At 66.1% G+C, this 15326-nt stretch carries 11 protein-coding genes and 1 pseudogene; 4 read left to right on the top strand and 8 right to left on the bottom strand.

Features of this window, described 5'->3' with window-relative positions:
* The first annotated feature begins 16 nt into the window (after positions 1-16).
* From cydD to CSQ99_RS26605, 3 genes are read left to right on the top strand one after another with little or no spacing between them, the layout of a single operon-like run.
* Entirely contained in the window at positions 17-1576 is a 1560-nt protein-coding gene (gene cydD / locus CSQ99_RS26595) for a thiol reductant ABC exporter subunit CydD (RefSeq protein WP_176561236.1), read from the top strand.
* On the top strand, positions 1569-3059 hold the full coding sequence (locus CSQ99_RS26600) for an ATP-binding cassette domain-containing protein (protein WP_099041999.1): 1491 nt from the start codon (positions 1569-1571) through the stop codon (positions 3057-3059). The genes cydD and CSQ99_RS26600 overlap by 8 nt, the downstream gene beginning before the upstream one ends.
* Before the next feature lie 11 nt (positions 3060-3070).
* Positions 3071-3607, top strand: coding sequence for a DUF4190 domain-containing protein (locus tag CSQ99_RS26605; protein WP_099042000.1), 537 nt, complete (start codon positions 3071-3073; stop codon positions 3605-3607).
* On the opposite strand, the gene CSQ99_RS26610 is transcribed toward CSQ99_RS26605, so the two are convergent.
* The 7 genes from CSQ99_RS26610 to CSQ99_RS26640 all read right to left on the bottom strand — a co-directional run bounded on the left by CSQ99_RS26610 (position 3604) and on the right by CSQ99_RS26640 (position 13441).
* A complete protein-coding gene (locus CSQ99_RS26610) occupies positions 3604-4461 on the bottom strand; it encodes an acyl-CoA thioesterase (protein WP_099042001.1) in 858 nt (285 codons plus the stop codon). The genes CSQ99_RS26605 and CSQ99_RS26610 overlap by 4 nt on opposite strands.
* Positions 4462-4472: 11 nt before the next feature.
* Entirely contained in the window at positions 4473-5891 is a 1419-nt protein-coding gene (gene pyk, locus CSQ99_RS26615; protein ID WP_099042002.1) for a pyruvate kinase, read from the bottom strand.
* Between the two features lie 27 nt (positions 5892-5918).
* On the bottom strand, positions 5919-7427 hold the full coding sequence (locus tag CSQ99_RS26620; protein ID WP_099042003.1) for a glutamate synthase subunit beta: 1509 nt from the start codon (positions 7425-7427) through the stop codon (positions 5919-5921).
* Positions 7420-11949 (bottom strand): glutamate synthase large subunit, encoded by a 4530-nt coding sequence (gltB, locus tag CSQ99_RS26625; RefSeq protein ID WP_099042004.1) that lies wholly within the window; start codon positions 11947-11949, stop codon positions 7420-7422. Before gltB ends, CSQ99_RS26620 begins: the two co-directional genes overlap by 8 nt.
* Positions 11950-12035: 86 nt before the next feature.
* Complete coding sequence (locus tag CSQ99_RS26630) at positions 12036-12446, bottom strand: DUF2752 domain-containing protein (protein ID WP_099042005.1); 411 nt, start codon at positions 12444-12446, stop codon at positions 12036-12038.
* Positions 12436-12849 (bottom strand): NINE protein, encoded by a 414-nt coding sequence (locus CSQ99_RS26635; RefSeq protein ID WP_425437884.1) that lies wholly within the window; start codon positions 12847-12849, stop codon positions 12436-12438. The genes CSQ99_RS26630 and CSQ99_RS26635 overlap by 11 nt, the downstream gene beginning before the upstream one ends.
* Before the next feature lie 22 nt (positions 12850-12871).
* Complete coding sequence (locus CSQ99_RS26640) at positions 12872-13441, bottom strand: TetR/AcrR family transcriptional regulator (RefSeq protein ID WP_099042006.1); 570 nt, start codon at positions 13439-13441, stop codon at positions 12872-12874.
* An 87-nt stretch (positions 13442-13528) separates the two neighbouring features.
* Between CSQ99_RS26640 and CSQ99_RS26645 the strand changes: the two genes are divergently transcribed.
* Positions 13529-14992 carry a flavin-containing monooxygenase gene (locus CSQ99_RS26645; RefSeq protein ID WP_099042012.1) on the top strand — a complete coding sequence of 488 codons (1464 nt, stop codon included), beginning with the start codon at positions 13529-13531 and terminating at the stop codon, positions 14990-14992.
* Here CSQ99_RS26645 and CSQ99_RS26650 read toward each other — a convergent pair.
* Positions 14971-15326, bottom strand: a pseudogene (locus CSQ99_RS26650) (HNH endonuclease); the annotation flags it as partial. The gene CSQ99_RS26645 and the pseudogene CSQ99_RS26650 overlap by 22 nt on opposite strands.

Consider the following 15326-nt stretch of genomic DNA (forward strand, 5'->3'; position numbering starts at 1 on the left):
GCGCGCATCGACCGCGATGCGCCGCTTCCTCGTGTCGTCGACCGCATGCGGCGTCCTGACCGCCGGCGCCACGATCGCCGCCGCGGTGGTGCTGGCCGACATCGTGGCCCGGGTGATCACCGAACCGGACGAACGCAGACTGGACCGTCTACTGGTCCCGCTGTCGATTCTGCTGCTGCTGTGGACATTCCGAACGCTCGTCACCTGGCAGCAGGGCCGCCTTGCTCAGCGCGGGGCGAGCGCGGTGATCGCCGATCTCTCCCACTCGGTGCTGACGGCGACGACGTCGTTGCCACCACGCCAACTCGCCGAGCGCCGCGATGACGCCGCCATCCTGGTCACCCGCGGCCTCGACGGCCTTCGGCTGTACTTCACCGCCTACCTGCCCGCACTCCTCGTCGCCGCGATCCTGACCCCAGCCACCGTCGCCGTCATCGCCGCTTACGACTGGCGGTCCGCGCTGATCGTCTCGATCGCATTGCCGCTCATCCCGATTTTCATGATTCTGATCGGCCTCACCACCTCCGAGCGTTCGGCCGCAGCGCTTCGCGCGATGGCGACCCTGCAGTCCCGGCTCCTGGACCTCGTCGCTGGCCTGCCCACACTGCGTGCTCTGCGGCGGGTGGGTGGCTCGGCGAGAAGGATCGCCGAACTCGGTGCCGCTCATCGCCGTTCCACGATGGCGACGTTGCGCATCGCATTCCTGTCCTCGCTCGTGCTGGAACTGCTGGCCACCCTCGGCGTCGCGCTCGTCGCGGTAAGTGTTGGCCTACGACTGGTCTACGGCGAAATGACGCTGACCGCGGGACTCACCGCGCTACTCCTCGCCCCCGAGGTGTTCTGGCCGCTGCGCCGCGTCGGCGCGGCATTTCACGCCGCGCAGGACGGAAAGGCGGCCGCCGACAACGCCTTCCGACTGGTCGATACCCTGCCACGGCCAACCGGCGGGCGCCATGAGGTCACGGCGGTGGGTGCAACCATCGACATCACCGCATTCGACGCCGCCGCCGAACCTGGCCGGGTGACCGTGATCGCCGGACCCAACGGCGTCGGCAAGAGCACCCTGCTGCAGGCCATTCTCGGCCTCGACGAACCCGCAGCCGGCCGGATACGGATCGACGGCATCGACGTGGCCGATCTGGACCTGCCTGCATGGTGGACGCAGGTCGCCTGGCTGGCGCATCGTCCCGCCATCATTCCCGGCACCGTCCTGCAGAATCTCGAGCTGTTCGGACCGCTCGCCGACATTGAGACAGCCTGTCAGATCGCATGTTTCGACCAAGTTCTGGCCGATCTACCCGACGGGCTGGCAACGATGCTTGGAAGCGGAGGCGTCGGTCTCTCCCTCGGGCAGCGACAGCGACTGGGGTTGGCGCGTGTGCTCGGATCGACCGCTCCTGTGCTGCTTCTCGACGAGCCCACGGCTCACCTCGATGCGGAGGCCGAAGACCGGGTGCTGCACGCGATAACTGCGCGCGCGGCTGCCGGTGCGACGGTGATCGTGGTCGGCCACCGCGCTCCGGTGCTCGCCATCGGAGATTGCGTTCTGCAGATGGGGGGTCTCGTCGATGTATGAGTTGCTGCGCCCCCGCCTGCCCCGGCTGCTGCTTGCCATCCTGTTCGGGGTGCTTTCGCTCGGCAGTGCGCTTGCCCTCGCAGGGGTTGCGGCATGGCTGATCACCAGGGCGTGGGAGATGCCGCCCGTGCTGCACCTGACGGTCGCGGTGGTGGCGGTCCGTGCACTCGGCATCTCACGCGGGGTGCTCGGTTACTGCGAAAGGCTGGCCTCCCACGACACCGCCCTGCGAGCTGCCGCCGACGTCCGAGAGCGGCTGTACACCCGGCTCGCGGCGGGGCCCGTCGACGCTGTGATGCGGCGAAACACCGGTGAGCTGGTGAGTGACATCGGCACGTCGGTCGACGAGTTGGCCGACGTGCTCGTTCGTGCCGTGGTTCCGATTTCGGTCGCCGTCATCCTCGGATCGGGTGCCACCATCGCGATCGCATTCATCTCGCCCGCGGCGGCCATGCTGCTTGCACTGTGCCTGCTGGTTTCCGGAGTTGCGGCGCCCGCGCTGTCCGCCCGTGCCGCGGTGGCCGCTGAACAGCTTGCCGCACAGCATCGTTCACAGCGTGACACCGCGGCGATGATCGCACTCGAACACGCGCCCGAACTGCGCGTCAGTGGCCACCTCGACGAGTTGCTCGCCGAGGCGGACCGGCAGCAACGCGATTGGGGGCACGCCATCGACCGGGCGGCGGCGCCGGCGGCACTGGCGTCGGCCGCTCCGATTGCGGCGATCGGCGCCAGTGTGCTGGGTGCCGTCGTGTGCGGCGTCGTATTGGCGCCGAGTTTGGCACCGACCACACTCGCGATACTGATGCTGTTGCCGCTGTCCGCTTTTGAGGCGACACTGGCGTTGCCGGGTGCCGGTGTGCAACTTGCGCGTTCTCGCGTTGCCGCGCGCCGCCTGCACATGTTGACGCACCCCGGCCCCGACGACTTGCGACGACCCACCGTCGGATCGGTCGACCTCGAACCGGGGGCCAGGCTCGCCGTCACTGGGCCCAGCGGCTCCGGCAAGACGACGCTGCTGATGAACCTCGCCGGTCTGCTGCCCAAGGAGATCGCTTCGGAAGCGGCGTTCTTCGCCGAGGATGCGCACCTGTTCGCCACGACCGTTCGCGACAATCTTTTGGTTGCCCGCGGCGACGCGGCCGACGACGAGCTCCGCGACGCCCTCTACCGCGTCGGTCTCGGTGATTGGCTCGACTCGTTGTCCGACGGGCTGGCCACCATCCTCGTCGGCGGCAGTGCCGCCGTCTCGGCCGGCCAGCGCCGACGACTCCTGCTTGCCCGCGCGCTGATTTCGACTGCTCCCACTGTGCTGCTCGATGAACCGACCGAACATCTCGACGCCGCCGACGGCAGCCGCTTTCTCATCGAACTGTTGACCCCCGGCGCTTTCTTTCCGGACCAGCGCACCGTCGTCGTCGCCACCCATCACCTGCCCGCCGACTTTGCCTGTCCCATCGTCAAGCTCGGAGCCTGCGAGTAACCTCAACCACCATGAGCGAGCCGGACAAGCCCGAAACGCCGCCACCGCCGCCGAGTGCGCCCCCGCAACCTTCGTATGGCGCGCCCCCGCCACCGTCGTACGGGCCGTACCCGGGGAGCTATCCCCCGCCACCGCAGGGGGCGCCGTACGGCGGGTACCCACCGCCGCCGTCCGCTCCCCAAAACGGCTTGGGCATCGCGTCGTTGGTCACTGCGATCATCGCGCTGCTCAGCGTCGTCGGCGGCGTTGTACTCGGCGTCGTCGCAGTGATTCTCGGCTTCATGGGATGGGGTAAGGCCAAGCGCGGCCAGGCGACCAACGGAGGTGTCGCAGTCGCCGGAATCGTGCTCGGATTCCTCAGCATCATCGAGGCGGTTGTCGTCATCGGGCTGTTCATATGGGGATTCGGTGAGGTGGGCGGCACCGACTACATCGATTGCCTGTCACAGGCGGGCTCCGATCAAGAGGCCGTCCAGCAGTGCGCCGATCAGTTCACCTCGAACCTCGAGGACGAATTCTCAATCACCGTCACCACTCCCACGCCTTAGCGCGGGAAGTGCTTGACGATGCCCTCCTGCACCACTGTGGCCAGCAACTGACCCGACCGATCGAAGAAATGCCCGGTGCCCAAACCGCGTGAATCGGCGGCCACCGGCGACGACGTCGAGTACAGCACCCATTCGTCGAACCGCACCGGACGGTGAAACCACACCGAATGGTTCGTGGTGACGGCGAAAATGCGGTCCCACCCCCACGACAGCCCGTGGGTTGTGATGATCGAATCCAGAATGGTCGTGTCCGATGCGTATGCCAGCGCTGCGGCGTTGACGGCGGGATCGTCGGGCATGGTGCCGCGCGCCTTCATCCAGACCCGGTTGTGGGTGAGCTTCTCCCCCCTGTCGCGCATCACCCAGGTCGGGTGGTTGGTATAGCGCCAGTCGATCGGCCGAAGCGCGGAGGCGAAGTGCGGGACGACTTCCTCGTATCCGCGCAGTAGGTCGTCGATCGGCGGCACCGACAGCGGGTCCGGCACCTCGGGCGGTTCGATGCCGTGCTCGAGGCTGCGGCCACCGGACAGGTAGGACACCAACGCCGTGGTCAGCACCACACCGTCTTGCACGACGTCGACTCGGCGGTTGGCGAAACGGCGCTCGTCACGCAGGCGGGCGATGTGGAACTCGAGGTCCTTATCCGGGTCCCCGCCCGCGATGAAGTGCACCGACAGCGCGCTGGGCGGCAACTCGTGCTTCAGGCTGCGGCTTGCCGCCACCAGCGACTGCGCCATCATCTGGCCGCCGAACGTGCGCACCGGATTCTTGCTCGGGTGCGAACCGACGTAGGTGTCGTCGTCTATCCGACGGAGGTCGAGTATCGCGAGCAGCTCATCCAGATCGGCCGACACTCAGACCCCTTTTAGACGTCGTCCTCCCCGATCCGATGCACGTGGATCAGGTTCGTGGAGCCCACTGTGCCAGGCGGAGCTCCTGCGATGATGACCACCAGGTCGCCACGCTTGTAACGACCGAGTTCGAGCAGCGACTTATCGACCTGTTTGATCATGCCGTCTGTGGTCAGAATGTGCGGCACGATGAATGTCTCGGTGCCCCAGCTGAGCGCGAGTTGGCTGCGGACTTCGGGCAGCGATGTGAAGGCCAGCAGCGGCAACGGGGTGTGCAGCCGCGCGAGCCGACGGACGGTGTCACCGGACTGCGTGTAGGCCACCAGCGCCTTGGCATCCAGCCGCTCGCCGATGTCGCGGGCCGCATATGAGATGACACCGCGTTTGGTGCGGGGCACATGCGTCAGCGGGGGAACGACGACCGAGTTCTCCTCGACCGCCGAAATGATTCGCGCCATCGTCCTTACGGCCTCGAGCGAGTATTTGCCCACCGACGTCTCACCCGAGAGCATCACGGCATCTGCGCCGTCGAGCACCGCATTGGCGACATCGGAGGCCTCGGCGCGGGTGGGCCGGGAGTTCTCGATCATCGACTCGAGCATCTGGGTGGCAACGATGACGGGTTTTGCGTTCTCCCTTGCCATTTGGATGGCGCGCTTCTGCACCAGCGGAACCTCTTCGAGCGGCAGCTCGACGCCGAGGTCGCCGCGGGCGACCATGATCGCGTCGAATGCCAGCACGATGGCCTCGAGATTGTCGATGGCTTCTGGCTTCTCGAGCTTGGCGATGACGGGCACCCGCCTGCCGACGCGATCCATGATCTCGTGCACGAGTTCGATATCGGCCGGCGAGCGCACGAACGACAGCGCGACCAGGTCGACGCCGATCTGCAGCGCGAACTCGAGGTCGTCGATGTCCTTCTCCGACAATGCCGGAGCCGACACGTTCATTCCGGGCAGCGACATGCCCTTGTTGTTGCTGACCGCGCCGCCCTCGGTGACGGTGCACACCACGTCGTTGCCGTCGATGGTGTTGACGACCAGGCCGACGTTTCCGTCGTCGACGAGCACCCGGTCGCCTTCTGAGGCGTCCTTGGCAAGCCGCTTGTAGGTCGTCGACACCCGGTCGTGGGTGCCGTCGCAGTCGTCGATGGTGATCCGCACCGTCTCGCCCTCGGCCCAATAGGTGGGCCCGTCCGCGAACCGACCAAGTCGGATCTTGGGGCCCTGGAGATCGGCGAGGATGCCGACTGCACGCCCCGTGGAGTCGGAAGCGGCACGAACACGCTTGTAGTTGGCTTCGTGATCGGAGTAGTCGCCGTGGCTGAAGTTGAGCCGCGCGACGTCCATTCCGGCCTCGACCAGTGCCCTGACGGCGTCGTCAGTCGCGGTGGCCGGACCCAGGGTGCAGACGATCTTTCCGCGTCTATTCACGACTAGTGAGCATAGTCGTTAATCGATTCAGACGACGGCCAGCGGCAGGGTGCCCGGAATGACCGGTGCGGGCAGGTCTGACTCCCCCATCAGGTATTTGTCGACCGCATGAGCCGCGCTGCGGCCCTCGGCAATGGCCCAGACGATCAGAGAGGCGCCACGGTGAGCATCGCCACACACAAACACTCCCGGTGCGTCCGTCTGCCAGTCCGAACCGCATGGCAAAGCACCGCGACCATTGAGTTTTAGGTCGAACGCATCCAGTAGCGGCATGTGCTCGACACCGTCGAACCCGATCGCCAGCAGTGCTAGGTCACATGGAAGTTCCAGTGGGTCCCCGACGGGTGTGATGATTCGTCGTCCGTTCGTGTCACGCACAACCTTCACCTCGGCGACCTCGATCGCACGCAGGTTGCCCTGGTCGTCGCCGAGGAAGCGCTGAACCGCCACCTCGTAGCGGCGGTCGCCGCCTTCAGCGTGGGCCGGTGAAAGACGCGTGCGCAGCACGATCGGCCACATCGGCCACGGCGAACGGGATTCGTCGCGATACTCCGGCGGCTCGGGGTTGTAATCCAACTGGGTGACCGATTTCGCGCCTTGGCGATGCGCGGTGCCCAGGCAGTCGGCTCCGGTGTCGCCGCCGCCGATGATCACGACATGCTTGCCCTCCGCGGAGATCGGACTCGGGCCGTCGCCCTCGCACTCCTTGTTGGCGGGCACCAGATGGTCCATCGCAAGGTGCACACCCGCCAGAGATCGGCCCTCCACGTTGTTGTCGCGTGCCCGCAGTGCGCCGACTGCCAGCACCACGGCGTCGTACTGCTCCCTGAGGCGCTCGACGGGAAGGTCCACCCCGACTTCGCATTCGGTGACGAACCGCGTTCCCTCGGCGCGCATTTGGGCCAGCCGTTGGTTGAGCACGGACTTTTCGAGCTTGTACTCCGGAATGCCGTACCGCATCAGCCCACCGATGCGATCATCGCGTTCGTACACGGTGACATCGTGGCCGGCGCGCGTGAGTTGTTGTGCCGCGGCGAGTCCGGCGGGACCCGACCCCACGACCGCCACCCGCCTGCCGGTGGCGATGGCGGCGGGCTGGGGTTCGACGATTCCGTCCATCCAGGCCTGATCGGCGATGGTCTGCTCGATGCGCTTGATCGTGACGCTTCCGCCCGTCTGCTCCTCGCCGATGGACAGCACGCACGCGGCTTCGCACGGCGCAGGGCACAACCGTCCGGTGAACTCCGGGAAATTGTTGGTCGCGTGCAGGCGGTCGCTCGCCGCGTCCCATCGGCCGCGCCGCACCAGGTCATTCCATTCCGGGATGAGATTGCCCAGCGGGCAGCCCGCGGTTCCGGAGTGGCAGAACGGGATTCCGCAGTCCATACATCGACGCGCCTGCTGCGAGACCTCGCCTGCACGCTGGTGGGGATCCTGTTGTTCGTAGACCTCGCGCCAATCGCCGACCCGCTCGTCGACGGCCCGCTTGGCGGCTTCGATCTTCGGAACCTTGAGAAAACCTGTCGGATCAGCCACGGCTTGCCTCCATGATCGCGGTGTCGACGTCGCGGCCCTCGCGCTTGGCGACCAACGTGGCCTCCAGCACGCGCCGGTAGTCACGGGGCATCACCTTGGTGAATTGTGCGCTGCGCCTGGGCCAGTCGGACAGCACGCTGGCCGCCAAGGTACTTCTGGTGAGTTTCGCGTGCGTCGCGATGACATCGCGCAGCCACACCAGATCCTCGGGTTCGAGGCGCTGCAACTCGACCATCTCGGCGTTGACCTTCTTCGGGTCGAGGCCGAGCACGAACGCGATACCGCCGGACATACCGGCCGCCAGGTTGCGGCCCGTCTTGCCCAGCACCACCACGCGACCGCCCGTCATGTACTCGCAGGCGTGGTCGCCGACCCCCTCGACGACGGTCAGCGCTCCGGAGTTGCGTGCAGCGAACCGCTCCCCGACCCGGCCCCGCAGGTAGAGCTCACCGGAGGTGGCGCCGAAAAGCAGGGTATTGCCCGCGATCACGTTGTCCTCGGGCAGGAAGAGGACGTCGTCTGGCGGCCGGACGATGATCCGACCGCCGGACAATCCCTTGCCCACATAGTCGTTGGCGTCGCCGATCAGCTCCAGCGTGATGCCGGGTGGCAGGAAGGCCCCGATGGACTGTCCTGCGGATCCGGTCAGCGTGACGTGAATGGTGTTGTCCGGCAGCCCCGCCGCGCCGTAGCGCCGCGTGACCTCGGAACCGAGCAGTGTGCCGACGGTGCGGTTGACGTTGCGCACCGGCAGTTCGAGCCTGACCGGATGCGCGTCTTCCAGCGCGCCGTCGGCGAGCTGGATGAGCGTGCGGTCCAAGGCTTCTTCCAGGCCGTGCTCCTGGGCCCTGGTGCGGCGGCGCTCTCCGCTCGGGTCCGGCACCGCGAACACCGGCGTCAGGTCCAGACCCCTGCTCTTCCAGTGCGCGACGCCCTCGTCGGTGTTGAGCATCTCGGCGTGGCCCACGGCCTCGTCGATGCTGCGGAAGCCGAGTTCGGCGAGATAGTGCCGGATGTCCTCCGCGATGAAGCGGAAGTAGTTCTCGACGAACTCCGGCTTACCGTTGAATCGTGACCGCAGCTCAGGGTTCTGGGTCGCGACACCGACGGGACACGTGTCGAGGTGACAGACCCGCATCATGATGCAGCCCGAAACCACCAGCGGCGCTGTCGCGAAGCCGAACTCCTCGGCACCGAGCAGCGCGGCTACCACCACATCGCGGGCGGTACGCATGCCGCCGTCGCACTGTACGGTGATGCGGTCGCGCAAACCGTTGAGCATCAGCGTCTGCTGGGTGTCGGCCAGCCCGATCTCCCAGGGGACGCCCGCATGCTTGAGGCTGGTGAGTGGGGCGGCGCCGGTGCCGCCGTCGTATCCGGAGATCAGCACCACGTCGGCGTGCGCCTTGGAGACGCCCGCCGCGACCGTGCCCACGCCGACACTGCTGACGAGCTTCACGTGGATGCGGGCATTGGCGTTGGCGTTCTTCAGATCGTGGATGAGCTGCGCCAGGTCCTCGATCGAATAGATGTCATGGTGCGGCGGCGGCGAGATCAGACCTACGCCCGGCGTCGAGTGCCGGGTCCGCGCGATGTTCGGATAAACCTTGTAACCCGGGAGTTGCCCACCCTCACCAGGTTTGGCGCCTTGGGCCATCTTGATCTGGATGTCGGTGGCGTTCAGCAGATAGTCGCTGGTGACGCCGAAGCGACCGGAGGCGACCTGTTTGACCGCGCTGCGCCGTCGTGGATCGTACAGACGGTCGGTGTCCTCGCCTCCCTCGCCTGAGTTGGACCGGCCACCGAGGTTGTTCATGGCGATGGCCATGGTCTCGTGTGCCTCGGCCGAGATGGAGCCATAACTCATCGCGCCGGTGTTGAACCGGGTGACGATCGAATCGACCGACTCGACCTCGTCCAGCGGGACGGCCGGCCTAAGGTTCTTCTTGAATCCGAACAAGCCCCGCAGGGTGCCCCCCTCCCTGGAGAGCCGGTTCACCTCCTCGGAGTATTGCTTGAAGATGTCGTGGCGGCCGGTGCGCGTCGAATGCTGAAGCAGAAAAACGACTTCGGGGGTGAACAGGTGTAGTTCGCCCTCACGGCGGAACGCGTATTCGCCCCCGACCTCGAGCCGCCGGTGCACACGCTCGGTCGGGTTCTCCGGATACGCCCGCCGGTGCCTGACTTTGACTTCTTCGGCGAGCACGTCCAATGCGACGCCGCCGAGCTGGCTCGGGGTGCCGGTGAAGTACTCGTCGATGACATGCTTGTCGATACCGACGGCCTCGAATGCCTGTGCCGCCGTGTAGGAGGCAACGGTCGAGATGCCCATCTTGCTCATAACCTTCGTCACGCCCTTGCCGAGCGCCTTGAGGTAGTTGCGCACGGCCGCAGCGGGTTCGATGCCGGTGAGCTCACCCTCGCGGATGAGGTCTTCGATCGACTCGAATGCCAGATAGGGGTTGACCGCGGCGGCACCGAAACCGATGAGCATCGCGATGTGATGCACCTCGCGCGCGTCGCCACTTTCCACCACCAGGGCGACGGTGGTGCGTTCCTTCGTGCGGACGAGGTGATGGTGCACGGCCGAAACCGCCAGCAGCGACGGGATGGGCGCTCTCATGTGGTCGGAGTCGCGGTCGGAGATGACCAGGGTGCGTGCGCCTCTGGCGATGGCGTCGCACGCTCGCAGCCGCAGGTCCTCCAGGGCGTCGGCGAGGCCCTCACCACCGCGTTCGACGTCGTAGAGAGCCTTAAGGACGGCGGTCCTCAGGCCGCCGTGTTCGCCGTCGTCGTTGATGTGGACGAGCTTGTTGAGTTCATCGTTGTCGAGAACCGGCCAGCCCAGCACGATCTGGCGGCAGGATGACGCGGTCGGCTCGAGGAGATTCTGCTCGGGCCCCATCACACGGGCCATCGAGGTGACGACCTCCTCGCGGATGGCGTCCAAGGGCGGGTTGGTCACCTGCGCAAAGAGTTCGACGAAGTAGTCGTAGAGCAGCCGGGACCGCTGCGACAGCACCGCCGTCGGAGTGTCAGTGCCCATCGAGCCCAGTGGCTCGGCGCCAGAGGCGGCCATCGGGGTGAGCAGGATGCGCAGGTCTTCTTCGGTGTAGCCGAAGGCGATCTGCCTGCGCACGACAGACTCGTGGTTCGGCTGAACGCGGGCACGGTCGGCCAGCGTCTTGATGTCGAGCAGTCCGGCGTGCAGCCATTCACCGTAGGGCTCGTGTCCGGCCAGGGACTCCTTGATCTCGTCGTCTCCCACGATGCGACCGGCCGCGGTGTCGATGAGGAGCATCTTTCCCGGCTGTAGCCGACCCTTGGCGACGATCTGCGCGGACGGCACGTCCAGCACGCCGCTCTCGCTGGCGAGGATGAGGCGGTCGTCGAGGGTGCGCCACCAGCGCCCTGGCCGTAAACCGTTGCGATCCAACACCGCTCCCACCAACGTGCCGTCGGTGAACGTCACGCAGGCCGGGCCGTCCCACGGCTCCATCAGCGAGGCGTGGAACTGCCAGAACGCCCGCTCGGCGGGGTCCATCGTGGTGTTGTTCTCCCACGCCTCGGGGATCATCATCAGCACGGCGTGCGGCAGGCTGCGCCCGCCGAGGTGTAGGAGTTCGAGTACTTCGTCGAACGACGCCGAATCGGATGCCTCCGGCGTGCAGATCGGCGAGAGCCGGGACAGGTCGCCTCCAATCTTGGTGCTGGCGAGCATGGCCTCCCGTGCGTGCATCCGGTTGCGGTTACCGCGCACGGTGTTGATTTCGCCGTTGTGCGCGACGAAGCGGAAGGGATGCGCCAACGGCCAGGACGGGAAGGTGTTGGTCGAGAAGCGGCTGTGCACGATCGCGATCGCGCTGCGGCAACGCTCGTCGCGTAGATCTGGAAAGTATTGGGGCAGTTGCATTGTGGTGAGCATGCCCTTGTAGACCATCGTGCGGCTGGACAGCGAAGGGAAGTACACGCCGTTGCGCTCGGCACGCTTGCGGAGCGGATAGACGCGACGATCGAGATCGATACCACCAAGGTGGTGCGGCGAGGCGACGAACAGCTGCTCCATGTGCGGCATACAGCTGAGTGCCGTCGCTCCGACCTCCGCTCCGTCCGGGTCGGTGGGGACGGCACGCCAGCCGAGCACAGTGAGCCCTTCTTCGAGGGCGATGGCTTCGACGCCTTCGCGCGCGGTCGCGCGGGCGTCGGAGTCCTGCGGCAGGAAGCAGATTCCGGCGGCGAAGGTGTTGGCGCCGTCAGCGGTTGGCGGCGGCAACTCGAAGCCGGCGACGTCGCACAGTAGTTCCACGGGCAGCTGGATCAGGATGCCCGCGCCGTCACCGCTGTTGGGCTCGGCGCCCGCGGCTCCACGGTGTTCGAGATGCTCCAAGGCGACCAGCCCGTCGACGACGATGGCGTGCGACCGGCGGCCTTGGATGTCGGTGATCATGGCGACGCCACAGGAGTCCGACTCATTGTCGGGGTCATAGAGGCCCTGGGGCTCGGGGAATGCCGAATAGAGCATCGAGGAAAGAACCTCCGCAGTCCGGGTAAATCATGTCCCGGGACTGCACCGGCCCGAATTGCGATTGTATCAGCGCAAAGCTGCAGCTACCCGTCGAGAAGCGTCGGGACCAGCGGAAAACCGGGCAGATTGCGTACCACCATCCAGCTGACGGCGATGGTGACGATGACGGCGGCGGAGACCGGTGTCATCCACGGCCGCGCACTGCGCCGACGCAGGAGAATCCATGCCAGCAGTAGCGGCAGACCGATCAGGGCGACGACATTGTCGACGACGGCGGCGGCGAAGTCGCCGTGCAGAACGTCGTGAATCATCCGCAAGCCGCCGCAGCCCGGGCAAAACAAGCCCGTAGCCGCGTGAAAAGGGCACGCGGGGAACAGAAAATTCGATCGATGCGGGTCACCGAGTCCGATGTAGGCCAGGCCCCCCACCACCACCGCGCCCGTCCCGAGCGCGGTGTAGAGCCGTCCCCGATTGGGGGTCGTGCTAAGTGCCATCGCGCAGCGGACGTCCCTGCGGATCGCGCACCTTATCGGTGAGGATCAGAATCGCGTCGATGATGCCCCAGATGACCGCACCGATCCCGCAGGTCACCAGGCCGACAACGAGCTGGCCGACGCCGAGACCGACTTGGCCGAGATACATCCGGCCGACGCCGACGATCCCGAACAGCCCGAGCAACTGCAGCAGGCCGGCGACGATCTTGGATTTATCCGAGTACGGCTCACCGGTCATCGGTTGCCGGCCGAACGGCGCGGCCGGGTCCTGGTAGGCCTGCGGGTACTGGCCTGCGGGCGGCGGATATGGCGGTGGATAGCCAGACTGCGGCGGGGGCGGGGGCGTTGGTTGGCTTCCAAATTCGTTGCCACCGTACTGCGGCTCAGTCATGCCTGACAGCATGCCAGACGCAGCCGCGATTACTTCAGGTTTGGCCGCTGACCAGGCGCAGGACATCGACGAGGCCGTCGACCGGGATGGACGGGTCGATCGACCGCAGCAACCCGAGGCCGACACCGAGCGCGAGCATCACGGTGGCTGTTTCACCGCCCGGCAGACGCGGCTTGGTGCCGTCGGCGGATTCGGCTGCACCGGTCAGCATTTGGAGAATCGCAGTGAGGCGCGAGGCCAGATCCTGCCGCAGCGGTTCACTGTGACGGGCGTGCGCGGCGAACTCGACCTCCAGCGATGTCCACGCCGGATCGCCGATGACCCGTTCGGCCCATACCTGCAAGCCCTCGACGCGTGACGAAGTGTCCGGTGTGGCCATGATGTCGAGAATCTCCGCGAGACGCTCGGCCCTGACCTCGTCGAGTACGGCGATGCACAGCTCGTCTTTATTGCGGAAGTTCGAGTAGACCGCGCCCTTCGAGAAGCCCGCGGCGTCAGCGACCTTTTCCAGCGATGTCGGGTGATAGCCGTCGTCGAAGAAGAGCTGCCTGGCGGTCTTGACCAGCTGCGACCTGGTCTGGGCCTGGCTTTCGGCGCGAGTCATCCGAGGCACGGCGCGATTCTATCCCATTGACATTCCATCGGTCTCTAAATACCGTCGGTTTTTCAATGGAGGGAGCCCGGTATGCCGATGAACCGCGAACCTCGGGTTGTCATCATCGGTGCGGGCGTTGCCGGCATTGCCACCGCAGTAACGCTGCAGCACGCCGGTTTCAACGACTTCACGATTCTGGAGAAGGGTTCTGACGTCGGCGGGGTGTGGCACTGGAACCGCTACCCCGGCCTCACCTGCGACGTGCCCTCGCAGCTGTACCAGTTCTCGTTCGCGCCGAAGCCGGATTGGTCGGGCCTGTTTGCGCCGGGGGCAGAGATCCAGCGCTACCTCCACGACGTCGTCGACCGCGAGGGTCTCGCGGGGCGTCTGCGGCTGAATGCGGAGGTGCAGTCAGCCGTGTTCACCGGATCAAGCTGGTGCATAACGACGTCTGACGGTCACGAGTTGAAAGCAGACTTCCTGATATCTGCGACCGGAGTGCTCCATCATCCGTTCACTCCCGACATCCGGGGATTGGACAGCTTCGCGGGCGATGTCGTCCACACCGCACGATGGGACGACGACTTGGTCACCGAGGGGCGGCGGATCGCGGTGATCGGCACCGGGTCCACGGGCGTGCAGGTGGTGTCCGCGCTCCAACCCGGGGCCGCGTATATCAGCCATCTGGTGCGGTCGCCGCAGTGGATCATCTGGGCGCCGATGGATCTGGGTCAGGCAGCGGCGATCGGTCGGTTCCTGCAGCAGCGGCCGAGGCTTCACCGGAAGCTGTATGACGTATTGCTTTGGGGTTCAGGGATTCTCGCTGACATCACCACGCGGCCGAGCTGGCGTCGGCGACTGGTACAGGCGTATGCACGCTGGTCGTTGCGCACTCAGATCCGCAGCCCCGAGCTTCGCGATCGACTCACCCCGGACTACCAGCCGCTCTGCAAGCGTCAGGTCATATCGAGCTCGTACTACCGCGCGATCCGTGCGAAGAATGCCGAGCTGGTCACCGCGGCGATCCAACGAGTCACACCGGACGGTATCCAGCTGACCGACGGTCGCTCGATCGATGTCGACCTCGTGGTGCTGGCGACCGGTTTTCGCACCCACAACTACATGCGGCCCATGCGGTTGCGTGGTCGCGACGGTCTCTCGATCGACGACGCGTGGGCCAAGGGTCCGCGGGGGTATCGGATGACGGCGATTCCGGGCTTCCCCAACTTCTTTACCGTGCTTGGCCCCAACTCACCGACGGGCTCGATCTCGCTGCATTACTCCTCCGAACTCACGGCAAGGTACATCACCCACTGGCTGCGTCGGTTCCGCAACGGCGAGGTAGATACCGTCGAGGTCACCGAAGAGGCCACCGCGAGGTTCAACGACGACGTGGCGGCCGCGCTGGGCCCCACGGTGTGGAATACCGGTTGCAACTCTTGGTATCTCACCGATGAAGGCAATGTCGACCTATGGCCCTACGACCGAAAGACGATGACCGCCATGCTCAGCCGACCCGATGATCGCGACTACCACATTCAGAAGGGTGGTGGTTGGTAGTTGGCGGCCAGCCAGGCTTGGCGTTGGCGTTCTTCTTCGGCGATGAGTTCGGTGCGTTCTCGGCGTTCGGCGTTGATGCGGTCCTGGCGGTCCTGAGCGCGGGTTTGTCTGCGCCGCGGCATCATCACGCTGCGATCGGCCTCGGGGTCCGCCATGTGTGGTGGGAGGTCGAGTTCACCGGTGGACTGCCCCAGCGCGGGAAACATTGCCGCGCCGTGAGCTTCGGTGGTGTAGGTGTGCCCGCTCGGGGACGTCAGCACAATCGTGCCGTCCGGCAGTTGGCGGTCACTCCAACCGCAGGCTCCGGTGTGAAACGTCTTGATCAGATGGTGAA

The organism is Mycobacterium neglectum (assembly GCF_002591975.1).
Lineage (GTDB): Bacteria > Actinomycetota > Actinomycetes > Mycobacteriales > Mycobacteriaceae > Mycobacterium > Mycobacterium neglectum.